Genomic DNA, 23,572 nt, shown 5'->3' with positions numbered 1-23,572 from the left:
CACGTGACCCGGCGGGGAGAGGTTGACCGGCCCTTCACACGGGTCACGCCGACACTCCAGGTCCTGAGGGAAGGAACCATGGCCAAGCAGGCCTACGTACGCAACAAGCCGCATCTCAACATCGGCACCATGGGCCACGTCGACCACGGCAAGACGACGCTGACCGCCGCCATCACGAAGGTGCTGGCCGCGCGCGGGCAGGCCACGTACACCCCGTTCGAGCGGATCGACCGCACCCCGGAGGAGGCCTCCAGGGGGATCACGATCAACATCTCGCACGTCGAGTACGAGACCGCCACCAGGCACTACGCCCACGTGGACATGCCGGGCCACGCCGACTACGTGAAGAACATGATCACGGGGGCGGCGCAGCTCGACGGCGCGATCCTCGTCGTGTCCGCGCACGACGGCATCATGCCGCAGACCAGGGAGCACGTGCTGCTCGCCAAGCGGGTCGGCGTCGAGCACCTGGTCGTGGCCGTCAACAAGGCCGACGGCGCCGACCCGGAGCTGATCGACCTGGTCGAGCTGGAGCTGCAGGAGCTGCTCGCCGAGCACGGCTACCGCGACGTCCCGATGGTCCGAGTGTCCGGGCTGCGGGCTCTCGAGGGCGACCCCGTCTGGACGGCGTCGATCGACGAGCTGCTGCGCGCGGTGGACGAGCACATCCCCGTGCCCGTGCGGTACGTGGACGCGCCGTTCCTGATGCCGGTCGAGAACGTGCTGACGGTCACCGGCCGCGGCACGGTCGTCACCGGCGCCATCGAGCGCGGCACGGTCCGGGTCGGCGACACGGTCGAGGCGGTCGGGTTCGGCGACGGGTTCTCCGCCGTCGTGACGGGCGTCGAGACGTTCGGCAAGACGATGGAGCGGGGCGAGGCCGGCGACAACACCGCCGTGCTGCTGCGCGGGGTCCGCAGGGACCAGGTGCGCAGGGGCATGGTGCTGGCCGCGCCCGGCAGCCAGCGGGCCCTCGGCTCGTTCACCGCCCGCGTCTACCTCCTCACGCCGGAGGAGGGCGGGCGGCGGCGGCCGATCGCGTCCGGTTACCGGCCGCAGTTCTACCTGCGCACGACGGACGTGCCCGGTGAGCTCGTCCTGCCCGCCGACAGCCTCGCCCGTCCGGGCGAGACGGTGGAGGTGGCGGTCGAGCTGGGCAAGGCGGTGGCGCTGGAGGCGGGGCTCGGCTTCGCGATCCGCGAGGGCGGCCTCACGGTCGGCGCCGGCACCGTCCTCAGCGCTCCGGCTGAGATCGTCCGGCCCTCCGCTCCGGCGGAGGTCGCCTGACACCCCCGGCGGAGGTCGCCTGACCTCCGCCAGGGCAGGTCATCCACCCGCCAACGGCCGGGTCCCGTCCTTCGGGACCCGGCCGCTTCATGTCCGGCGCGGGCCCGGCCTGTCACGGCGCAAGCCGCGCCGTGCGGCGCGGGCCTGCTGTGTGGCGTGGGCCTGGGCCCCGCCCTTTGCGACCCGCTGGTTCCTTCCGTTCCGTGCGGGGGCCGGGCGTTCAGGCCCGGTCGAAGCGGAGGCGGAGGGTGGTGCGGCGGGCCATCAGGTCGTAGGCGGGCAGCGGGCGCGGGCCACAGGTGGCCGTGCCGATGCCCTGGTGGGCGAGGTCGAGGTGGAGGTGGAGCCGGTCCCCCGCCACCAGGTCGGGCCGGTGCCGGGCGGCGGCCAGCTCGGCGGCGCTCCAGCGGCGCGCGGTCAGCCCGAACATGGGCTCGCCGGACACCCGGACCCCGCCGAGCTCGGCCCACCGCACGTCGGCGCGGTGCCCGTTCTCCTGCGGGCGGACGTACGGCGTCTGCAGTTCCTCGACCGTGGCCGACCACCGGCCGACCCGGGCCGACATGCCCGTGTCCGGGTACGCCTCCCCCGGCCCCGGCCCGAACCACGTCACCCGGTCCACCGCGGCGCCGGGCAGCGTCATCGTCACCCCGATCCGCGCGACCGGGTCGCGCCAGGCGCCTTCCGGCTCGATGTCGAGGACGAGCCGCAGGCCGCCGTCGAACGTCCACCGGTACGTGGCCAGCATGCCCAGATTCGTGGCCGCCGGGGCGACCCGGGTGCGCACGGTCAGCTCCTCGCCCACGGTGATCTCGTCCACCCGGTGGGTGAGCCGGTGCAGGCCGAGACGGTGCCATTTGTCCGCCAGGCCGTCGGCCCGGTCGTTGTCGGTCGGGGCCCGCCACAGGTCGAGCCTGGGCCCCTCCACGTCCGTCCCGAAGAGGCGAATGAGCCGCCCGGTGGCCGCGTCGAACGCGGAGTCGCCCGCGATCACCTCGTCCCGGGCGCCCGCGCCGCCGCCGTACCGGAGTCCGACGCCGTCACGCGGCCCGTCGCCGGCTTCCACTCCGTCGGCCGGCACTCCATCGGCCGGCACAGTGGCGGCCGGCACGGCGTCGGCCGGTTCGGTGGCCTCCGACGCGGTGGCGGTGCGGGTGAAGGCGGTGAGGAGGTCGTTCGGGGCGGGATCGTGCAGGGTCAGCAGCGCCTGTCCCCAGGCCACCTCGTGCCCGGCCGGCGCCCACGGCTCGTCCGCGGCCAGCTCGGCGCGTACGGTCAGCCACCGCTCGCCACCGGGCCTGTCCGGGAAGCCGGGCAGCTTGCACTCGCCGCCCTGCGCGGGCACGTCGAGGCGGTGCTCGGCGACCGTCTCCCCCTCGACCTGCACGGTGGCCACAAACCGCAGATGGGACAGATCGGTGAAACCGTGACCGTTGACGACCCGCACGACCCCGTCGCCGAACTCGAACGTGACCGGTTCGAACACCTTCTTCAGGTCGATCAGCCCGGGGGACGGCGTCCGGTCGGGGAACACGAGCCCGTCGATGACGAAGTTCCCGTCGTGCACGGGCTCGCCGTAGTCGCCGCCGTAGGCGTACCCGTGCTCGGGATGCGTCAGCCCGTGGTCGATCCACTCCCAGACGAACCCGCCGGCCAGCCGCGGATAGCGTTCGAACAGCTCCTGGTACTCGGCCAGGCCGCCAGGCCCGTTGCCCATGGCGTGGGCGTACTCGCACTGCAGGAACGGCATTTGCCGCCGCCGCGCGTCCAGCTCGGGATCGTCGAGCGGGTCCTCCTCGCGCCGGCCGATGGCCTCGACCTCGGCGTGGGAGGCGTACATGCGGGAGTAGACGTCGGTGTGGGCGCACGTCCAGTCGCCCTCGTAGTGCAGCGGCCTGGACGGGTCGCGCTCGCGCGTCCAGTCCGCCATGACGGCCAGGTTGCGGCCGACGCCGGCCTCGTTGCCGAGCGACCACATGATGACGCTGGGGTGGTTCTTGTCGCGTTCGACCATCCGGCGCATGCGGTCGAGCAGGGCGTCCTTGTAGCGGGGGTCGTCGGTGGGGTTGCCGCGCCAGCCGAACCCGCCGAAGCCGTGCGTCTCCAGGTCGCACTCGTCGATCACCCACAGGCCCAGCTCGTCGCACAGGTCGAGGAAGTCGGGGTGCGGCGGGTAGTGGCTGGTCCTGACCGCGTTGACGTTGTGCCGCTTCATCAGCAGCACGTCCTCGCGCATCGTCTCGTACGGCACTGCGCGCCCGTGCTCCGGATGGAACTCGTGCCGGTTGACGCCCTTGAGCAGCAGCGGCCGGCCGTTGGCCAGGAGCACGCCGTCCTCGATGGAGATGGTGCGGAAGCCGACGCGCAGCCGTACGGTCTCGCCGGGGCAGGTCACCACGGCGTCGTACAGGTGCGGGGTCTCGGCCGTCCACGGGCGGACGTCGAGCGTGATCTCGGTGCCCGGTTCGAGGTTCTCGACGCCGAGTTCGGGGACGCTCAGCGTGCCGGGGCCGTCGAAGCTCAGCGTGCCGCGCCCGTCCTGGTAGGACGCGCGCACGAAGACGTCTGCGGCCGAGCGGGTGAGCGTGACGTCGCGGAAGATGCCGGGCAGCCACCACATGTCCTGGTCCTCCAGGTACGTGGCGGCCGACCACTGGTGCACGCGCACGGCCAGCACGTTGCGGCCCGGACGCAGGTACGGGCCGGCGTCGTACTCGACGGGCAGCCGACTGCCGGTCGAGAAGCCCAGTTCGTGGCCGTTGAGCCAGACGCGGGCGAAGGACTCCGCGCCCTCGAACCGCAGCCGCCCGCCGGTCCAGCCCTCGGGCAGGTCGAAGGCGCGGCGGTAGTCGCCCGTGGGGTTCTCGTCGGGGACCCGCGGCGGGTCCACGGGGATCGGGTAGACGACGTTGGTGTAGGCGGGCGCGCCGTGACCGTGCAGGACCCAGTGGGACGGCACGGGGAGGTCGTCCCAGCCCGAGTCGTCGTAGTCGGGCCCGGCGAAGTCCTCGGGAACGTTCGCGGTCGGCGACAGGCGGAAGCGCCACGTCCCGTTGAGATCGAGGGAAGGGGCGTCTGTACGGAAGGCTGCCCGGGGTTCGAGGCGGCCCGAACCGGGGAAGAAAGTTTCGAGGTCCATCACGGCCGAGCCTAGAGGTTCGACCTGGTTTCGTCAGCGTTGAGGTCTTCGTCCGTAACGGATCATCCCTCGAACGGGCCCGCGGCCCGGCTGGTCCGGCCCCCGGAGGACGACACGCCCCCGGCATCCGACGACGGCCTACGCGCACCCGACGTGCCCGACGTGCCCGGCGACGGGCCGCCAACGGCCGGTGGCGAGGCGGCGAGGTAGCCGGCCAGCAGGGCCTCGGCGACCGCGCCCACGGCGTCGTCGTCCGGCAGGAACCCGGGGCTGTGCAGGCCGGCCGCGGTGTCCACGCCCACAAACATCATCAGCGACGGCGCCACCTCGCCGTAACGCGCGAAGTCGTCGGCCCCGCACGAGCGCAGTTCGTCGTCCACCGTCCACCCCTGCTCCCGCAGCCGCTCCCCCGCCCGCACCGCCAAGGCCCGGTCGTTGACCAGGATCGGCTCGCCGGGCAGGATCTCGACCTCGGCCACGCACCCGTACGCGCGCGCGGTGTCCTCCACCACCTGGGCGAACCGCTCGTGCAGCCGCTCGCGCCACTTGCGGGACATCGTCCGCAGCGTGCCCCTGGCCACCGCCTCGCCGGGGACCGCGTTGGGCGTGCTGCCCGCGTTCACCGTCCCGAACGTGACCACGGTCGGCACCATCGGGTCGGCGACCCTGCTGACCAGCTGCTGCGCCGCCACGATCACCTGCGCCATGGCCAGCACCGGGTCTCGGATCAGATGCGGGTAGGCGGCGTGGCCCTCGGCTCCCCTGACGGTCACCCTGAACTCGTCGGCCGAGGCGTTCACCGGCCCGGGCGCACAGGCGATCGTGCCCCCGGCCAGCACCGGCTGCACGTGAGCGCCGATCATGGCATGCACCCGGTGCCGCCCGAGCACCCCGGACGCGACGACGTCGAGCGCCCCTGAGGGAAAGGTCTCCTCCCGCGGCTGCAACACGACCAGCAACGGCGCGAGGGTGTGTGCACCGCGGGCCTGTGCCTCGCGGGCGCCGGTCGCGGCGACGGCGCGGGCCAGGGCGACGACGGCGGCGAGGTGGACGTCGTGGCCGCAGGCGTGCATGGCGCTGTTGACCGAGGCCCACCGCACGCCCGTCTGCTCGGCGATGGGCAGCGCGTCCAGTTCGCCGCGCATCCCCACCGCCGGCCCCGCCCCACCGATCCGCAGCACCGCGCCCGTGCCCGCCACGTGCTCCACGGCTCCTTCCGGCAGCGCGTCGAGCACCCGCTTGAGCGTGGGCTCCTCCTGGCCCGACACCCTGGGCAGGGCGTGCAGCTCGCGTCGCAACGCCGCCGCGGCGGGCAGCTCCCGGCTCAGCGCCTCCCGCAACGCCACCCGTAGCGCCGCCCCCGAATCAGCCCTCGAATCAGCCCTCCGGCCGTTCGCACTCACTTACTGCCCCCGCTCGAAAATCACCGGCCCACGAACGCCTCTCTCATCCCCCGGATCCCAGCCCGTAGACACGGCGCGCGTTCGACGACCCCACCATCCCGGCCACCCGCAGCGCCTGCGCCAGCGACCACTCGCCGTCCGCGACGAACCCGCCCAGCACCCGCGTCATCGCCCGCCGCCACAGCAGCGCCCCCAGGTGGTGCAGCTCGGCGGGCCCGAAGGCGTCGGAGGAGAAGAGGATCTTCGCGAACGGCGCCACCTCCAGGCTCTCCGCCACCAGCGCCACACTGCGCGCCCCCGTGTAGCTCACCCCGAGCCCGACGTCGAAGAACACGTTCGGGTACGCCTGCGCCAGAAACCCCGCATGCCGCTGGTACGGATAGCAGTGCAGCAGCACCAGGGGCACCCCGGTGGGCTCGGCCAGTTCGATCAGCCCGCGCAGCAGCAGCGGGTCGGCCCGCCGCAGGTCCACGTCGGGATCGCCGTAGCCGATGTGGAACTGCAGCGGCAGCCCCTGCTCCAGCCCGGCCCAGATCAGGTGCCGCACCAGCACCGGATCGCTCAGCCGCCCGCCACCCGACAGCCACCGCCCCGCGGCCTCGGCCACCTCGACCGGCGAGGGCGGTGCGGGGTCGAAGTCGAGCCCGCACCGGTAGGCGGCGATGCTCTTGAGCCCGCGCGCCGTACGGGCGCGTTCGTCCAGGGCCCGCCCGAACCGGTCCGCGAACGCGTCCGCCGTGCACCCGGTCGCGGCCACCTGCTCGGCCACCTGTTCCAGCCGCACCACCTCGTCGGCGGGCGCCCCGCTCGCCTCCGCCATCCCCGAGGGCCCGAGCAGTTCGTCGCCGCGGTAGCCGGTCTCGACCAGGAAGTGCCTGATCCCGCTGGCGCCGAGCAGCCGCCGGTTGACCTCGGCCGCCCCGAGCCTGGCGCGCCGGGCCAGGTACTCCTCCGGCGTGCAGAAGGGATCGAGCCCGAGCACGGGCGCGCAGTGGCGCAGGACGGCGAATCCGAGCTGGGAGTCGAACTGGGTCATCCAGTGCGGCACCGGGCGGTCGGACTCGGTGATCAGCTCCTCGAACGCCGTGCGCGACAGGTCGTGCGCGGTCGCCCCGTGCACGTGGTGGTCCACCAGGGGCAGCTCGTCGACGGCCTGGGTGAGCGCGGCCGGCACGAGATCGAGCTCAGCGGACATCTGCGCCTCCCTCCCGTCTGCGGTCGCACGACCCCGTACCCTCGCCCCCTGCCCGCGACCCGCCCCCCGCACACCCACGGGCCCGGCACGCACGAAGGGCCCCACGGGACGGCGACCGTCCCATGGGGCCCGGAAGTGCGGGCCCGCCCGAGCCCCTGTCCGAGTCCGGCGAGGTCGGACAGGAGCCGGGCGGGGGTCAGGCAGACCGGGCGGCGCTCAGGCGGCGGCCTTGGCGGTCGTCGTCACGGTCGCCTGCCGGGTGACGCCGCTGACCGTGACGGCCACCGTCACCCGGCCGGCGCGCAGTGCCGTCAGTGTGCCCGTGTCCGGGTCGAGCACCGCCACGTGCCAGGGCTTGGCCGTCTTGCGCGAGCCGACGTGCAGGTTCGGCGAGCCGGACCAGGCGGCCGACACCGGGTACGCGGCCGGCACCGTCCTCGTGCCCTGCGCGAGCGAGGCCGTCACCGTGGCGGGCTTGCCGACCGCGACCGTGGCGGGGACGGTGAGCGTGAGCTCGTCCACGTGCGGGCGGACCTGCGTGCCGATCCAGTCGGGCGCGTCGGCGAACCAGTTGCGCTTGACGTGCTCGGCCTCGGCCCTGGTCACCGGGTCCACGCCCCACAGCGACCAGCCGGTGAACCCGCCGTCGTCGGGCGCGGTGGCGGGGTTCTTGCCGGAGTTGCCGTTGATGAAGTACGGCACCGCGTCCACGTGGGAGGCGTGGAAGGTGCCCACGTGCGCCCCGATGAACGCCGCCCCCTTGCCGGTGGTGCGCTGGAAGTCGGCCAGCCAGCCCTCGACCAGCGCGGCCTCCTTGCGGTCGCCGAGCTGGCTGCCCTTGCCGGGCGTCGGGTCGCGCGGCGGCACGTGGAACAGGACGGTGACCGACCCGATCGAGGCGTCCTCGGCCGCCTGGTCGAGCTGGGCACGCAGCAGGGCCACCTGGTCGTAGCCGCCGCCCCTGAGGTTGAGGCGGGAGGTGTCCAGGGTGATGAAGCGGGTGCCCTTGTGGTCGAAGGTCCCGTACGTGTCGCCGAAGACGGCCTGGAAGTTGTCGATCTTGCCGCCCATGACCTCATGGTTGCCCGGGATGTAGTGATATTTCACCGTTCCGCCGAGCTCTTCGTCGAGGATCCGCTTCGCCAGCGCGAAGTCCTCGGGCGACGCCTCGTCCACCAGGTCACCGTTGATCAGCAGGAAGTCCGGCTTGGCCGCCTTGATCTCGCGCAGCGTGCGGCGCGCGTTCTTGACGAGGTCGCTGTCCGGATCCCTGGCCACGAACTGGGCGTCCGACATGACCGCGAACCGCCACGGCATCGTCGCCACCTCGGCCTCGACCACCGGGTCGGCCACCTTGGGCGCGGCCGGGGCCTCGACCGACGGCGGCACCTTGGCCACCAGGCCGTCGATGAGGATCTCGTTGGTGTAGGCCACGTCGGCCTTGGTCTCGGCCACGTAGAAGCGGCGCAGCTTGAGCGGGTAGGTGACGCCGGGCGGCACGGTGAACTCGACGAACTTCCAGCCGGTCCACGTCATGTACGGCCCGCGCAGGATCTGCGACTGCCCGAGCCCGTCGTAGAACTCCAGGCTCGGCCACTCCCCCTTGCCGGTGGAGTTGATCCACAGCCCGAATCCCTGCGGCTGCCCGTCCACCACGATCTGCTGCGGCGGGCTGGCGTAGGCGGCGCGGGTGGCGGTGGAGGTGGAGAAGTCGTAGGAGAGCTTGAGCCCGCCACCGCTCTGACCCGGCGCGGCCGACAGGTTGCCGGTGGCGCGGGCGGCGGCGAACGTCCACGAGGCCGCGTCCTCGAAGTCGGCGACCGGCTTGTCCTCGAACCCGACCGTCACCGGCACCGCCGTGGTCATCTTGCCGACCTTGGCGGTGATCAGCCCGGAGCCGGTGGCGCCCTTGGCCTTCACGGTGAAGTAGCCCTGCTCGGCGGCCGTCACCTCGAACACGTTCTTGTCGTAGTCGAGTGTGAGGTCGGCGGGCTCGATGGGCGCGGAGTTGCCGTTGCGGTCGTAGCCGACCACGCCGAACGTGGCCGTCTCCCCCTGGCCGGCGATGCCGAGCCGGTCGGCGGTGGCGCCGAGCCGCTCCAGCGGCTGCAGCACGGTCAGGTCGATGCTGCCCTTGGCGCCGCCGCGCGCGGCGGTGACGGTGGTCTGGCCGGGCACGAGGGCGTGGAACCTGCCCTCGCGCACGACGCCGTGCACGGCCGGGTTCGAACGCCAGGACGGGGTGCCGGCGGCGGGGCCGTACGTCTCGTCGTAGCCGGCGGCGCGCAGCCGCCTGGTGAGGCCGGGGAAGACGCGGTCGGGACGCCCGCCCGCGACCGGCCCGACGCCGGGCGCCCTGGCCGGGTCGCTCGCGGTCTCCAGCCAGAAGCCCTTGAGCTTGCCGCTGCCCGCCGGCGCGTAGAGCGCCAGGCCGTTGGGGACGTGCCGCTCGCCGCCGTCGGAGGGGCTGTTCTCCACCTGGACGTCGGCCGATCCCGGCTCGCGGGCCAGCATGGTGGAGGAGCCGCCGCCGTCGAGGTTGAGCGCGTTCGCGGCGCCGAGGTCGGTCATCATCGCGGCCAGCTCGTTCAGCGTGACGCCGCGGCTGTCGGCCTGGCGGCCGTCCACGGTCAGCAGGTACATCTTCCTGCCGTCGGCGGAGAACCCGACGGCGGTACGCGGGTGCGCGGCCTGGTCGGTGGAGTTCTGCACGACTCCGTCCTTGACCAGCACCCAGTTGCCGCCCACGGCGGCCTTGACCTCGCCGCCGGCCGACGGCTTGGGCCGGTAGCGCACGTCGACCCGGTCGCCGGCCTTCAGCGCGGACAGCGCGGCGGCCCCGGCGTCGCGGCCGAGCAGGATCGTGGTCCCTGCGGGGATGGCCCCGGTGCCGGCGGAGTCGCGTACCTCGGTGACGACGCCGTCCACCAGCACGACCTCGGCGACGGACGTGGCGCCCTCGACGGCGCGGGCCCGGTTGTAGGAGCCCCATAGGGGCGTGAACAGCCCCACGCCGCCGCTCTGCACGATCTGGTTGAACTGGGTGAGCGCGATCGGCGCGCCGCCGGAGGGGGTGGCGCTGCCCTCGAAGTACATCTTCAGCACGCGGCCGACGCCGTCGCCGCCGACGGCCACCGCGTTCTCGTGCCCGGCCACCGGCGACTGGATGAGCGCGCCGTTCTGCACGCCGATGCCCTGCGCGGCGCCGGAGTTGTTGATGTCGAAGAAGTCGCCGTTGACGGCGGCCACGGCGCGCGAGCGCTTGGCCGGCCCGGACAGCGGCTCGGTCTTGCTCACCTCGCCGGAGAACACGTAGTCGGCCTTGACGCCCGGCTTGCCGCCGAGCTCGGCGGTGACGGCGTCCGCGCGCAGCCAGCCGAGCGCGTCGTAGGTGTCGAACGAGGTGAGCGAGATGCCCGGCGCGACCGGACGGGTCCTCTTGTCCGTCACCAGCCGCGCCTGGTCGGCGGCGGCCCGGGCGAGGAGCGTGGAGGGCGCCGGGTAGGACGACGCGTCGAGCGCGTCCTCTGCGGGGGGAGCGGGTTCGGCCTGTGCGGGCGCGACGAGGGCCATGGGGCCTAACACGAGCGCGGCGGCGGCCAGCAATCGGAGGGTCTGCACGACCGAACTCAATCGCTCGCGGTTATAACTTTCAAGGCTTCAGCATGAACTAAAAGAAAATTTCAGATCTTGTACGGGCCGGGGACGCCTCACCCCGGCCCGTACCAGCGCTCAGACCTCGCCGGCGAGGACGTCGTCGCGGCGCCCCGGCTCCTCCACCGGGACGACGACCTCCTGTTCGCCCTCCTCGTCCGGGGTGCGCACGCCCGCGTGCAGCACCAGCGGCACGGCCAGGGCCACCACCATCGACAGCACGGCCGTGCCCGAGTCGTTGACCAGCATGCCCACGACGCCGCTGACCAGCGCGCCGACCAGCCCGGCCCGCAACATCGGCCACTTGGCGAACGCCCTGGGCACCACGCCCGCGCTGATCTTGTCCGGCCGCATGATCGCGAAGATCAGGAACGCCAGCCCCGCCAGCACGATCGGCATGAGGTTGGGCGAGAGCAGGGTGTTCAGCATCGCGCCCAGCTTGCGCGCGATCATCGGCAGGAACGTCCCGTCGATCACCTGCCCGACGAACCGGCCCAGGTGCGTCTGCGCGGCGGGCGGCCGCAGGAAGTCGAGCACGGCGATGATCGAGACCGCCACCCCGCCCAGCACGCAGAACCCGGCCAGCTTCAACACCGACACCTTCCGGCCCGCGATGAGCAGCGCGGTGACGGCGATGCCCGGCACGAACGCGATCACGCCGCCGAAGTCGCTGCCCACGCCCGGCCAGCCCGCCAGCAGCATCGCGACCACGCCCAGCGTGACCACCCCGCCGACGGCGGCCCGCATGTGGCCGGCCCGCACGAGGTACTGGGCGGCGATGGCGGTGCCCATGAGCACGGCGGTGGACAGCAGCGCGAACGGGATGTTGGCCAGGCCGTAGTAGCGCCCGCCGACCACGGCGGTGTAGCCCATGAGGCTGTTGAACTGCAGCGTCGTCCCGGTCAGCAGGTCGAACACGAGCACCGCGGCGGTGATCGCGGCCACCGTCGCGGGCGGCCCGAGCGGGTCGCGCCGCCACGGGCCGAGCAGCGCCACGGCGGCGATCAGCGCCGTGGCTCCCAGCACGCCGCCGACCAGGGTCACCACCACGTACGGGCTGCGGTCCCACGGCAGCAGGTTGACCGCGTACGTGGAGACCGGCATGGCGGCCAGCACGATGGCGGCGGCGCCGATCAGGCCGTGCCGCCTGCGCCGGGTGAGCAGGAAGTAGGCCAGCGCGTAGAAGGCGACGGTGACGGTGGCGAAGGCGGTGAAAAAAATGCCCGTCATGCCGCGTACGGTCACCCCGGCCATGTCGTCCCTGGCCAGGTCGGCAGGGGTGGTGGGCGCGCCGAGCCGCCACGGCACGCCGAGCACGGTGTCCGGCACCGCGACGCCGGCGGCGTTCAGGATGGTGGGCGTGATGTCGGGCAGCACGACGATGTCGCCGCGCCGGGTGGAGTTCGCCCCGACGGCGGGGCCCGCCACGCCGGAGACCGCTTCCGTGCCCGCGCGCTTCCACATGGTCACCCGCAGGTGCGGCACGGAGCCGTGGTCGCCGACGCCGGCCAGCACGATCTCGGTGCCGGCGGGCAGCCGGTCGAGTGCCGCGCCCACCTGGGCGTCGGCCCGGCGAGCCAGCTCGCGCCGCTGCTCGGGCGCGATGGCGTCGGGCTCCTGCGGCAGCCGGTCGTCACGCAGGTACGGCTCGATGAGCGCGGGCACATCCACGGCCAGCACCTGGCAGCGCGACCAGTCGGCCAGGCCGGCCGGGTCGGCGGCGTACAGGTCGACCTTGCCCTCCCGGTCGGCGAGCACCAGCGCGGCACCCCTGCCCACGGCGGCGGTGCACTTGCCCGCCGCGTGCACGGCGGAGCCGAGCGTGCCCGCGAAGACGCCGTCACGCAGGGCGTGCAGCTCGGGGACCTCGCGCACGAGGGCGCCCTGGCCCTGGACGACCGGCTCGGGCGGCAGCCCGCAGCGGTGTCCGACGGCCGAGCGCACGCCCGCCGACACACTGAGCCACCCGTCGTACGGGCACGTCACGGTGCCGACGGCCTTGACCGACAGGGATCCGAGCGCGCTCTGCCCCGCCAGCTCCCACAGGCGCGGCGTGTCACGCGGGTCGATGTCGTCCCACAGCAGTCCCGGCACCCCGATGAAGGCCACCCGTCCCCCGGCATCGGCCTGCCTCGCGGGCACCTCCCGCGTGGGCGTGTTCCCCTCCGCGACGGCGGCGGCCGGAGCCGACCACCACAACGGGGAAAACAGCACCAATAACAGCACCCACCTCACCGTTAGCCCCCATCCGGACCTGGCTGATCGACTCGGAACGCGGGCCACCCTATCGGTCCGGTGCGCTCACGCGGCGGGTTTGTCGGTGACCAGATGATTCAAGGCTTCGCCATAGGAGGGTTCGAGCCAGTAGTCCGAGTGCCACCGCGTCTCGGGCAGCGGCTCGCCGGGTCCCGGACGCGGCGGATCCCAGCAGAACCGGTCCACCGCGTCCCGCTGCCCGCCGGCGAGCGGATCGACCCGGCGAAAGACGGCTCCGCCGATCGGGTCGCTCAGCCGGTACAGGTTGCACCAGGTCACGGCCTCGCGTACGGCCCTCGGTCCAGGCTCGCCGAAGTAGGCGGGGAAGAAGGGCGCGTAGAGACGGCGCAGCGGCGAGCCGTGCGTGAGCATCCGCACGCGCCCGCGCAGCGCGGGATCGAGCTGCAGGACCACGGCGGCGGCGATCACGCTGCCCTGGCTGTGCCCCGACAGCACGACCTGGTCCCGTTCCGTGGCGGCGAGCGTGCCGATCCTGGCCGTCAGCTCGGGCACGACCCGCTCGGTGTAGCAGGGCGGCGCGAGCGGGTGGATGGCGCGGGGCCAGAACGTGGCGACGTCCCACAGCACGCCGACCGTCCGGCGCAGACGCGGGTCGCGGTACGTGCGGCGGCCGAGCAGCGCGAGCCCGGAGATGAGCGCCACCAGGGCCCAGCCGCCGAACGAGGCGGCCCGTCCGGCGAGGCCGCCGTCCGGGGTGAACAGCCGTAGCTGGTGGATCGTGACCACGGCGGCGGATCCGGCGACCCCGATGCCGGTGAGCACGCCCATCACGAGGCCGGCGCGGTCGGTGAGCGAGGCCAGCGCCCACGTGCGCGCGACGGCCTCGGCGTCGTCGCGTTCGAGGTAGTACGGCTTGAGCTCCGGCGCCAGCCGCCTGGCCTCGGCCCGCCGGATCAGCCACAGCACCACGGTCACCGCGGCCAGCCCGAGAACCATCAGCGGCACCAGGGCGGCCGTCCACCAGACGGGGTCGTCGAGGAACAGCCGCCGGCCGGGCGGGCGCGGGCCGCCGGTCATGGCGGGGTCGCCGAAGAACGCGGCCGTGCAGAAGAGCACGCCGAGCGCGAGCACGTTCGCGCCGCCTGCGGCGATCATCAGCACGATCCAGGCACCCACCCCGCCCATGGCCGGCCGCTCCCCCGGCACGTCCTCCCGCCCCTCCGGATCGGCGGGCGCGGCCGAGTCACCGGACGTGGCGGGCCCGTCAGGGGCGGGGCGGCGGGCCTGACGGTCCAGGCGGGCGAGCAGGCACGTGGAGACCAGGATGAACAGGCCGAGCGCGAGCGTGAGCGCGTACTGGAACGTTCCAATGCCGACGCCGGGCAGGCGCCACAGCGTCGTCCCCGCGGAACTCGCCGGCAGCCCCACCAGGGCGGCCCCCAGCGTGGCCAGGAACACCAGCGGCGCCGTCACCCGCAGCCGGCGGACGGACGGCGTGAGCCAGCGCGGCGCCCGCCGCCCCGAGCGCGGGTCCACCCGCCTGGCGGTCCACGGCAGCACGGCCAGCACGGCGGCGGCCAGTTGCACGCCCGCGTTGGCCACCGTCAGCGCTAGCCCGGGGAACGTCTCCACGAAGGGCGCCGACACTGCCACCCCGATGGAGGCGAGCGAGAAGGCCACGTGCACCACCCGCAGCCGCCACACCGGCGCGCCGCCCCGCCACAACCGCGGCCTGGCCAGCAGCACGTCAGACGATTCACCCGACGAGGGCTCGTGCGCGCCGGGCGGTGCGGGGGTGTTCTCGTCGCGGCGCCAGGTGCGGCGGGCGATCCACCACAGCAGGACGACGAGCAGCAGCGGCACGAGCGCGGCGACCGCCAGCCGCTTGGACGGCTCCGCACCCCACAGCGTGCCGAGCCAGCCGATCCAGCCGGGCGCCGTGGCGAGGGTGCAGGCGCGCCCGGCGGCGGTGCACTGCCAGCCGACGAGGTCCACCGCGGCCCGGGTGACGGCCCCGACGAGGGTGCCGGTGAGCAGCAGGGCGAACAGCCGCTGCGCCCCCTCGGTGGCGTGCCGCAGCCGCTTCCCGCCGGCGGGCCTGGGGAGCATGAAGTAGGACAGGTTCGCCAGCGAGAACGGCAGCAGGAGCAGCCACAGCGCGATCGTCCTGCCGCCCGAGGTGAGGTTGCCCCAGGCGTAGGCCTCCCGGTGGCGGACGCCCGGCACGTCGGGGTGCTCGCCGGTCGGCCGCCCGCCCGGCCACCAGCGCCGGTAGAACCCGGTGGTGCCGTCGCCCGCGACGAGGCGGGGGTGGGGATGGTTGAGTATGCCGGCCGGGGGCGTGCCGGAGACGCCGTGCACCCGTAGTTCGGTCACGCCCCCACAGCTCTGGTCGATGAATCCATCCACATGGCCATGATTCCGTCTACTCACGGTCACGTAAAGTGATTGACCAATTACTTTACGATGACGGCTACGACTTCGTCGCCCCCGCGGTGAGCCCGGTGATCAGATGGCGCTGCACCAGCAGGAAGACCGCCCCGGCCGGGATGGCGATGAGCACGGCAGAGGCCGTCATCAGTCCCCAGTCGGACCAGTGCTGGCCGATGAACTGCTGCAGCCCGACGCCGAGCGTGCGCTTGTCCTCCTGCGACATGAACACGGTGGCGTAGCCGACCTCGCCCCAAGCGGTCATGAAGCAGTAGAACGCGGTGACCGCGATGCCGGGCCGGGCCAGCGGCAGCACCACCCGCCAGAAGACGCCGAACGGGGTCAGCCCGTCGACCATGCCGGCCTGGTCGATCTCTATCGGGACGGTGTCGAAATAGCTCTTCATCATCCAGGCGCAGAACGGCACCGCGATCGTCATGTAGGCGATCACCAGGCCGGGGATCTGGTTGAGCAGGCCGAGTCCGGCCATCAGGTTGTACAGCGGGACGATGAGGATGGCCACGGGGAACATCTGGGTGATCAGCAGCAGCCACATCACCGAGCGGTGGCCGGGGAAGCGGAACCGGCTGACCGCGTACCCGGTGGTCGCCGCCAGGAACACGCCGAGCACCATCGTCAGCCCGGCGGTCAGCACGCTGTTCAGCAGCCACTGAGGGAACTCGGTGGCGGTCAGCACGCGGACGTAGTTGTCCAGCGAGGAGTTGTTGAACAGCTGCAGCTCGGCCGACAGCCAACTGTCGCGCGGCTTGAGCGAGGTCAGCACGAGCCAGACGACCGGGAACAGGGAGATCGCCACCGCGAGCAGCAGGCCGGCGTGCAGCCCGGCGGAGGCCAGCGGGCCGCGCTCGCCACGCGGCCTGGTCGTGGTGCTCCCGCGCGGTCTGCTCGTGGTGCTCACCATGGGTCTCCTTGACTGCGCAGGGTACGCCGGTAGCCGACGGCCAGGACGACCAGCATGGCCAGGATGATCACACCCCAGGCCGCCGACCCGGAGTAGTTGCGGATGCCGGTGAACGCCTCGCGGAAGGCGTAGGTGACGAGGATCTCGGTCTCGCTGCCGGGCCCGCCCCGGGTGACGAGGAAGATGATGGGGAACATGTTGAACGTCCAGATGGTGCCGAGCAGCACCACCGTGGTGGACACCTGGCGCAGGCCGGGCAGCGTGATCGCCCTGAACCGCTGCCAGGGGCCCGCGCCGTCCACCTCGGCGGCCTCGTACAGCTCGGCGGGGATCGACTGCAGGCCGCCGAGCAGGGCGACCATCATGAACGGCACCCCGATCCACACGTTGACCGCGATCACCGCGATCTTCGCCGTGGTCGGGTCGTCCAGCCAGCCGACCCCGCTCAGCCCGGCCAGCTTGAGGAAGCCGTTGATGACGCCGTAGTCGCTGTTGTAGAGGTAGCGCCAGATGAACGCGGCCACGAACGCGGGCACCGCCCACGGCAGGATCAGCAGCACCCGGTAGAGGGAGCGGAAGCGCAGCTTGCGGTTGAGCATGACGGCCAGGCCCAGGCCGATGCCGTAGTGCAGAGCGACGCAGGCCGCGGTCCAGACGACGGTCCACAGCAGCTTGTCCCAGAAGACGCTGCTGGTCAGGATCTGCAGGTAGTTGTCCAGGCCGACGAACTCATAGGTGGCCGGGATGACGTTGACGCCGATGGTGCGGCCGATGTTCGCCTCGGTCGCGTCCGTCAGCGACAGGTAGAGGCCCCGCGCGAGTGGCCAGCCGATCAGCACCGCCATCACGATCAGCACGGGAGCGATCATCGCCCACGCGTACCAGTGGGTGGCGATCGAGCGCCGCAGCCGTCCTGGACTGTCGCGGCGACGGCCGCGGGCGGCGCCGCCCGCGGCCTTCACCTGTCCGGTCGACACCGCCACGGGTCAGCTCCAGTCCTTCATGATCCCGCGGTACTGCTCGTCGACCTGCTTGAGCATGTCCGCCGGCGCGGACTTGCCACCGACGAGCGACTGATAGCCCTCAAGCAGCGGCTGGAAGAGCTGGCCGCCCTCGGGGATCCACGGGCGCGGCACGGCCGTGTCCATGATCGGCTTGAACACCGAGACGTCCGCGTTGCCCTGGACGTCGGGGTTGTCGTAGGCGGAGGTCCTGGTCGGCAGCAGGCTGATCTCCTTGGCGATCTTCGCCTGGGCCTCCGCCGTGGTCATGAAGCGGACGAACTCGTACGCCGCCGGGATGTTCTTCGAGCCGGCGTAGATGGCCAGGTTCCAGCCGCCCGTGGGGGCCGCGGCCTTCATCGAGCCGGCCGGGACCGGCGCGATGCCCAGGTTCGCCTTGTCCTTGAACTCCTTGCCCTGGTAGATCTCCGACAGCGCCCACGGACCGTTGTAGATCATCGCCGCCTTGCCCTCTTTCAGGGCCGTCATCGCGTTGGCGTAGCTCTCGGTGGTGGCGGGCTTGGGGGCCGCGCCCGAGCTGATCAGGTCGGCGACGGTCTCCATGGCCTTCACGTTCGCCGGGGAGTTGACCACGATCTTCTTGTTGGCGACGTCGAGCAGGTCGCCGCCCTCGCCGTACATGAAGGGCAGCAGGAAGTAGGAGTCGACGTTGAGCGCGAGGCCCTCGGCGTCGGTCTTGGTCTTGACGTCGAGCGCGGTCTGCTTGAGCTCGGCGATCGTCTTGGGGGCCTCCTCGTGGCCGGCCTCCTTCAGCAGCCGCTTGTTGTAGATGAGCGCCAGCGTGTCGGTCACCTGCGGCACCGCGTACGTCTTGCCGCCGAACTTGGTGCTGCTGAGCGGGCCGGGCAGGAAGTCCTCGGGCTTGTCCACGGCCCGGCTGCCGTCCAGCGGCTGCAGATAGCCCAGCGAGGCGAACTGCGAGGTCCAGGCCACCTCGGACCGGATCACGTCGGGGGCGCCGGTCCCGGCCTGGGCGGCCGTCTGGAACTGGTTCTGCGCCTGGTCCGACGGCACGTTCACATAGTTGACCTTGACCTGCGGGTACTTGGCCTGGAACTCCTTGATCAACGCCTGGAAGGTCGGTCCCTCACTGTCCGGGCGCGTCGTGTCCCACCACGTCACTTCGCCGCTGACCTTCGACGGGTCGGAGACCGACGCGGCGGGAGCGGCGCTCTCGCCACCGCCGCCGCCACAGGCGGCCAGCACCAGAGTCACCGCGGCGACGGCCGCCGCTGACGGTAAAAGTCGTCGCATGTCCTTCTCCTCACAGCTCTGTCGGAGGTCGGAGTAAGCCGGAGGTTACGCCGACGGAACGCTCGCCGGTAGATGGCGGCGCAAGGTTTCTGCAAGTAGTTACCAGAGTGAGCCCTTTGGTTTCTGAAATTTCCAGAAAGCGTTGCAAAGATCGTAGACGCTCCGTAATCTCCCGGCAACATTCCGGACGAGTCCGCGAGCGGGCGGACCCGGCCGGGGAACACCGCGTCGTACCGCGTCGCCGCCGCCCTGACGGGAATCACGAACGGGAACGCACGAACGGGAACGCACGAACGGGATCCACGAACGGGATGCGCGAAGGCGGACGGGAATCACGAGAGCGGGGCGAAGATCCTGAAGCACGACATCCGCGAGTCACCTGGCGGCGAGGCCAGGGCCCACTGGATCGACCGCGGCACTGTGGCCTGGCGGGCCGGGCCGGCGGCGCGCCACTTCCTGGCCTTCAGTGCTAACGGCGGCATCACCTGCCGGGACGGCGACCTGCGCGGCGTGCAAGGGCTGATCCGGCTGCTGCCCGGCGCGCTGAGCGAGCAGCAGCGGCGCGCGTGGCCGCACCTGGCCGCCCTTCCTGCGTTCACGGTGCATCCCGGGGACGCGGAGCTGGTCCGCGAGGCGCTGCGCGGGCAGGTCGTGGCCGGCTGCCGGGACGGCTCGGGCGCGCTGACGGCCGCGACCGGCGTGCAGATCCCGGGTGCGCTCGACGACCTGTACGCCACCCGCGCCCTGACCGAACCACTCGGCCCATCGCTCGGCTCGTCCGGCGGCTCGTCCGAAGGCATTGGCACGAGGCTGGCCGTGTGGGCGCCGACCGCGCGGAAGGTCGAGCTGGCGCTGCACGGACCGGGGCCGGGCGGCGTGCATCCGATGCGGCGCGACGACGAGAGCGGCGTGTGGTCGGTGCAGGGGCCGCCGTCGTGGCTCGGCCGCGAGTACACCTACCTGGTCACCGTGTACTCCCCCGAGGCCGGTGCGGTCGTGACGAACGAGGTCACCGACCCGTACGGGCTCGCGGTCACCCCGGACGGCGGGCGCAGCCGCCTGGTGGACCTGGACGCCGCCGCACTCAAGCCGCCCGGCTGGGACGAGCTGGTCAAACCGCCCCCGGTCCCGCAGCACCGGGCCTCGATCTACGAGCTGCACGTACGCGACTTCTCCGCCTCCGACGCCACCGTGCCGCCCGACCTGCGCGGCACGTACGCGGCCTTCGCCGACGACCGCTGCCAGGAGAGCGCCGGGATGCGGGAGCTGCGCGCGCTGGCCCGCGACGGGCTGACGCACGTGCAGCTGCTGCCCGTGTTCGACTTCGCCACCGTCCCCGAGCGCAAGGAGGACAGGACCGAGCCCGCCTGCGACCTCGCCGCGCTGCCGCCCGACTCCGAGGCGCAGCAGGAGTGCGTCGCGCGCACGGCCGCCGAGGACTCCTTCAACTGGGGGTACGACCCGCTGCACTACACGGTGCCCGAGGGCTCGTACGCGACGGACCCGGACGAGCGGACCAGGGAGCTGCGCGCCATGGTCGCCGGGCTCAACCGGGCCGGGCTGCGCGTGGTCATGGACGTGGTCTACAACCACGCCCACTCCACCGGCGTGCTCGACCCGATCGTGCCCGGCTACTACCACCGCCTGCTGGACGACGGCGCCGTGGCCACCTCCACCTGCTGCGCGAACACCGCTCCCGAGCACGCCATGATGGGCCGGCTCGTGGTGGACTCGATCGTCACGTGGGCCACGCGGTACAAGATCGACGGCTTCCGTTTCGACCTCATGGGCCACCATCCGAAGGCGAACCTGCTCGCCGTCCGCCGCGCGCTCGACGCGCTGACGCTCGCGAAGGACGGCGTCGACGGCAGGTCGATCCTCCTGTACGGCGAGGGCTGGGACTTCGGCGAGGTGGCCGGCGGCGCCAGGTTCGAGCAGGCCACGCAGGGCAACCTGGCCGGGACCGGGATCGGCACGTTCACCGACCGGCTGCGGGACGCGGTGCGCGGCGGCGGCCCCTTCGACTCCGACCCGCGCGTGCAGGGGTTCGGCTCCGGGCTGGCCGGCGACCCCAACGGCGCCCCGGCCAACGGCACGCCGGGCGAGCGGCGGGCGCGGCTGGCGTACTACGCCGACCTGATCAGGGTGGGGCTGACCGGCAACCTGGCCGGTCACCTGCTGCCGTCGGGCTCGGAGGTCGGCTACCACGGCTCGCCCGCCGGGTACACCGCCGCGCCGGGGGAGGCGGTGACGTACGTGGACGCGCACGACAACGAGACCCTGTTCGACGCGCTGGCGTACAAGCTGCCGCAGGCGACGCCGATGGCCGACCGGGTGCGCATGCAGGTGCTGTCGCTGGCCACGGTACTGCTGTCGCAGGGGCCGGCGTTCGTGCACGCGGGCTCCGAGCGGTTGCGCTCGAAGTCGTTCGACCGCGACTCCTACGACTCGGGCGACTGGTTCAACCGGCTGCTGTGGGACTGCGAGCAGGGCAACGGCTTCGGCGCGGGCCTGCCGCCCCGGGCCGCCAACGAGGCCGCCTGGCCCTACGCCAGGCCGCTGCTGGCCGACCCTTCGCTGCGCCCCGGCTGCGCCGACATCGCCGCCGCCCGAGCCCGGTTCGGCGAGCTGCTGCGGATCAGGGCGTCGTCGCCGGCGTTCGCGCTGGGGTCGGCGGAGGAGGTGCGGCGGCGGCTGACGTTCCCCGGCTCGGCGGAGGGGGTGATCGCCATGCACGTGGACACCTCAGGGCTCGATCCGCGCTGGGCGTCGGTCACGGTCGTCTTCAACGCCACCCCGTCGGCCCAGGAGCAGCCGTTGCCGCAGGTCGCGGGGCGGGAGGTGGCGCCGCATCCCGTGCAGGCCGCCTCTGACGACCCCGTGGTGCGGGAGTCGGTGTTCGATCCCGCCACCGGCACGCTGACGGTTCCCGGGCGGACGGTCGCGGTGTTCGTGAGTGCCTGAGTGTGATCCGGCGGGGTAGTGGGAACGTTCAGGACATCACTGGCATTGCGCGGCACGACGGCGCAGACTGTAAAAACGGCGATCGCGTGGAGCAGTGGAGCACCCGTGGACAATCACCTTGATCACATGCCGGTTCTTTCCCGCGGCAGGCATCGCAATCCGAAGCGCGGCGCCTGCTTCATGGAGCTGGCCTCCTACCTGGCCGGTGAGCGGTGGAGCGACCATCCGGCCTGCACCCATCCGTTGCTGGCCGCGCTCGCCCGCCTGGTCAACGACAACACCGGCGACGAGAGCCGGGCCAAGCTCGTCCATCTAGTCCCGTCCATCATCGGCCTGAACAGCGACGACCTGCGCGTGGACGCGCACATCGCGCTGCGCTGCGCCACCACGGCCCTGCCGGTCGCGGCGGCCGAACGCCAGCTCGCGCTGGCGGTGTCGGTGCTGGCGGCCGAGGAGATGCTGGCCAGGCTCGACGGCGCACCGCCAGGACGGCTGAGCGAGCGCAGCAGGCGAGCCATGGAGGAGGTCCCGCACGCGGCTGAGCAGGCCCGGCGCTTCAGCAGGGCCGCGCGGATCACGGAGAAGGGCTTCCGCAGGTACGCGGCCCCGAACGCGGTGCAGCTGGCCGTGGTGGGGATCGTACAGGCGTGCATCCCCGATCCGGACGCGCTGCTGCGTACGCTGCTGGAGGAGACGATCGCCGAGTGCGACGCCTTGATCCGCACCGAACAGACCACCACCGCCCCCGCCACCCCGGCGACGGTCTGACCCGACGCCCGGCCCGTATGACGTCTTGGGCCGTCTGACATCTGCAGGCCCTGGGGCCGGTTGATCCGGCGGCCGGCGGGGCCGGTCGCGCGGGTCAGGCGGTGAGGATCTTGGCCAGGGCCTCGGCGACGCAGGCGGCGCCGGTGGCGGGGTCGTCCATGAGCATGGACTGGCGGATCCAGACCACCTCGCGGGCGGCGGCCTCGGCGGCCGGGCAGGGCTCCGGCCTGGCGCTTGCCCCGGTCAGCGCCGTCATGGTGCCGAGCGGCGGGTAACCGCCGTCGATCGGCACCCCTTCGGCCGCCATGGCCTCCAGCAGGAACGCCCGGTCGACCGGCACGTGCAGGCGGAGCATCAGCAGGTGCCGCGAGTCCCGCGTGGTCCCCGGCGGCTGCGGAACCACCGTCACGGGCCGCCATCCGCCCGGCTCTCCCGCGCCGTCGTAGCCTGGGGGCGCGGGGATGGAGGCCAGTTCGCGTTCGAGCGCGGCGCAGAACGCGTTCCTGCGGTCGATCTCCGCGTCGAGCCGGTCCAGCCAGGGCAGCAGGAGCGCGGCCTGGATCTCGGTCAGCCGCAGGTTCCAGCCGACCGAGGGATGGCCGTACCAGGCGCCGCCGGGGTCGCGGCCGAGGTTGCAGACCGACCAGACGGCGTCGTGCACCGCCCGGTCCCGGCAGACGATCAGGCCGCCCTCCCCCGCCGTCATCGCCTTGCTCGCCTGGAAGCTGTAGACGCCCGCGTCGCCGAGCCCGCCGACCGGGCGGTCCCGGTAGGTGGCGCCGTGCGCCTGGGCGGCGTCCTCGACCACGGCCAGCCCGTGCCGGGCGGCGAGCTCGGTCAGCGGGTCCATGTCGGCCGGGCTGCCCGCGAGGTGCACGGGCATGATCGCGGCGGTACGCGGGGTGAGCGCCGCCCGTACGGTGTGCGCCGGCAGGTGCAGGTCGTCCGCGTCCACGTCGGCGATCACCGGCGTGGCCCCCGCGAGCAGCACGGCGGTGGCCGAGGCGACGAACGTGTACGCCGGGACGATCACCTCGTCACCCGGCCCGATCCCGAGGCCGCGCAGCGCGGCGAACAGGCCGAGCGTGGCGTTGCCGACGGTCACGGCGTGTTCGGCGCCAGAGCGGCGGGCGAACGCGCCGGCCAGCTCCGCGCACGCGGACCCGCCCTGCGTGGCGCCCCACAGGCCGCTCTCCAGCACGGCGGTGACCCGTTCCCGCTGGGCGTCGTCGAGCGGCGGCGGCCAGGCCGGCCAGGGGCGGGTACGGACGGGAGCTCCGCCGTGAAGGGCGAGCGTCATGGGAGTGGTCCTTGTCT

Annotated in this window: 13 protein-coding genes; 3 read left to right on the top strand and 10 right to left on the bottom strand. The window is 72.7% G+C overall.

What is annotated here, in order from left to right:
- The first annotated feature begins 78 nt into the window (after positions 1-78).
- Positions 79-1,287 (top strand): elongation factor Tu, encoded by a 1,209-nt coding sequence (gene tuf / locus AB0C27_RS12270; protein ID WP_357841859.1) that lies wholly within the window; start codon positions 79-81, stop codon positions 1,285-1,287.
- 220 nt (positions 1,288-1,507) lie between these two features.
- Here tuf and AB0C27_RS12265 read toward each other — a convergent pair whose 3' ends face one another.
- The 9 genes from AB0C27_RS12265 to AB0C27_RS12225 form a co-directional block, all read right to left on the bottom strand.
- Positions 1,508-4,426, bottom strand: coding sequence for a glycoside hydrolase family 2 TIM barrel-domain containing protein (locus tag AB0C27_RS12265; RefSeq protein WP_357841856.1), 2,919 nt, complete (start codon positions 4,424-4,426; stop codon positions 1,508-1,510).
- A gap of 62 nt (positions 4,427-4,488) precedes the next feature.
- On the bottom strand, positions 4,489-5,772 hold the full coding sequence (locus AB0C27_RS12260; protein WP_357841853.1) for a M20 family metallopeptidase: 1,284 nt from the start codon (positions 5,770-5,772) through the stop codon (positions 4,489-4,491).
- A gap of 100 nt (positions 5,773-5,872) precedes the next feature.
- On the bottom strand, positions 5,873-7,024 hold the full coding sequence (locus tag AB0C27_RS12255; protein ID WP_357841850.1) for an amidohydrolase family protein: 1,152 nt from the start codon (positions 7,022-7,024) through the stop codon (positions 5,873-5,875).
- 216 nt (positions 7,025-7,240) lie between these two features.
- Positions 7,241-10,645, bottom strand: coding sequence for a phosphodiester glycosidase family protein (locus AB0C27_RS12250; RefSeq protein ID WP_357841848.1), 3,405 nt, complete (start codon positions 10,643-10,645; stop codon positions 7,241-7,243).
- A gap of 111 nt (positions 10,646-10,756) precedes the next feature.
- Positions 10,757-12,892 (bottom strand): hypothetical protein, encoded by a 2,136-nt coding sequence (locus AB0C27_RS12245; protein ID WP_357841846.1) that lies wholly within the window; start codon positions 12,890-12,892, stop codon positions 10,757-10,759.
- Between the two features lie 87 nt (positions 12,893-12,979).
- Positions 12,980-15,304 carry a hypothetical protein gene (locus AB0C27_RS12240; RefSeq protein ID WP_357841843.1) on the bottom strand — a complete coding sequence of 775 codons (2,325 nt, stop codon included), beginning with the start codon at positions 15,302-15,304 and terminating at the stop codon, positions 12,980-12,982.
- Between the two features lie 64 nt (positions 15,305-15,368).
- On the bottom strand, positions 15,369-16,247 hold the full coding sequence (locus AB0C27_RS12235; RefSeq protein ID WP_357841840.1) for a carbohydrate ABC transporter permease: 879 nt from the start codon (positions 16,245-16,247) through the stop codon (positions 15,369-15,371).
- A complete protein-coding gene (locus tag AB0C27_RS12230) occupies positions 16,241-17,230 on the bottom strand; it encodes a sugar ABC transporter permease (protein ID WP_357841837.1) in 990 nt (329 codons plus the stop codon). Before AB0C27_RS12230 ends, AB0C27_RS12235 begins: the two co-directional genes overlap by 7 nt.
- Before the next feature lie 3 nt (positions 17,231-17,233).
- Positions 17,234-18,523, bottom strand: coding sequence for an extracellular solute-binding protein (locus tag AB0C27_RS12225; RefSeq protein WP_357841834.1), 1,290 nt, complete (start codon positions 18,521-18,523; stop codon positions 17,234-17,236).
- 180 nt (positions 18,524-18,703) lie between these two features.
- Here AB0C27_RS12225 and pulA point away from each other — a divergent pair, with 180 nt between their 5' ends.
- Together pulA and AB0C27_RS12215 are read left to right on the top strand one after the other, a co-directional pair.
- A complete protein-coding gene (pulA, locus tag AB0C27_RS12220; protein WP_357843088.1) occupies positions 18,704-21,487 on the top strand; it encodes a pullulanase-type alpha-1,6-glucosidase in 2,784 nt (927 codons plus the stop codon).
- A 126-nt stretch (positions 21,488-21,613) separates the two neighbouring features.
- Positions 21,614-22,255, top strand: coding sequence for a hypothetical protein (locus tag AB0C27_RS12215; protein WP_357841830.1), 642 nt, complete (start codon positions 21,614-21,616; stop codon positions 22,253-22,255).
- A 94-nt stretch (positions 22,256-22,349) separates the two neighbouring features.
- On the opposite strand, the gene AB0C27_RS12210 is transcribed toward AB0C27_RS12215, so the two are convergent.
- On the bottom strand, positions 22,350-23,555 hold the full coding sequence (locus AB0C27_RS12210) for a DegT/DnrJ/EryC1/StrS family aminotransferase (protein ID WP_357841828.1): 1,206 nt from the start codon (positions 23,553-23,555) through the stop codon (positions 22,350-22,352).
- Positions 23,556-23,572: the final 17 nt, after the last annotated feature.

The organism is Nonomuraea sp. NPDC048882, assembly GCF_040649755.1.
Lineage (GTDB): Bacteria > Actinomycetota > Actinomycetes > Streptosporangiales > Streptosporangiaceae > Nonomuraea > Nonomuraea maheshkhaliensis.
Note: the sequence above shows the minus strand (reverse complement) of the source record. Positions and strands in the feature narration are given on the sequence as shown.

What these genes read in the sequence shown, in the direction of transcription:
- tuf (WP_357841859.1), top strand. Translation starts at nt 79, where the DNA reads ATGGCCAAGCAGGCCTACGTACGCAACAAGCCGCATCTCAACATCGGC.
- AB0C27_RS12265 (WP_357841856.1), bottom strand. Translation starts at nt 4,426, where the DNA reads ATGGACCTCGAAACTTTCTTCCCCGGTTCGGGCCGCCTCGAACCCCGG.
- AB0C27_RS12255 (WP_357841850.1), bottom strand. Translation starts at nt 7,024, where the DNA reads ATGTCCGCTGAGCTCGATCTCGTGCCGGCCGCGCTCACCCAGGCCGTC.
- AB0C27_RS12235 (WP_357841840.1), bottom strand. Translation starts at nt 16,247, where the DNA reads ATGGTGAGCACCACGAGCAGACCGCGCGGGAGCACCACGACCAGGCCG.
- AB0C27_RS12225 (WP_357841834.1), bottom strand. Translation starts at nt 18,523, where the DNA reads ATGCGACGACTTTTACCGTCAGCGGCGGCCGTCGCCGCGGTGACTCTG.
- AB0C27_RS12215 (WP_357841830.1), top strand. Translation starts at nt 21,614, where the DNA reads ATGCCGGTTCTTTCCCGCGGCAGGCATCGCAATCCGAAGCGCGGCGCC.
- AB0C27_RS12210 (WP_357841828.1), bottom strand. Translation starts at nt 23,555, where the DNA reads ATGACGCTCGCCCTTCACGGCGGAGCTCCCGTCCGTACCCGCCCCTGG.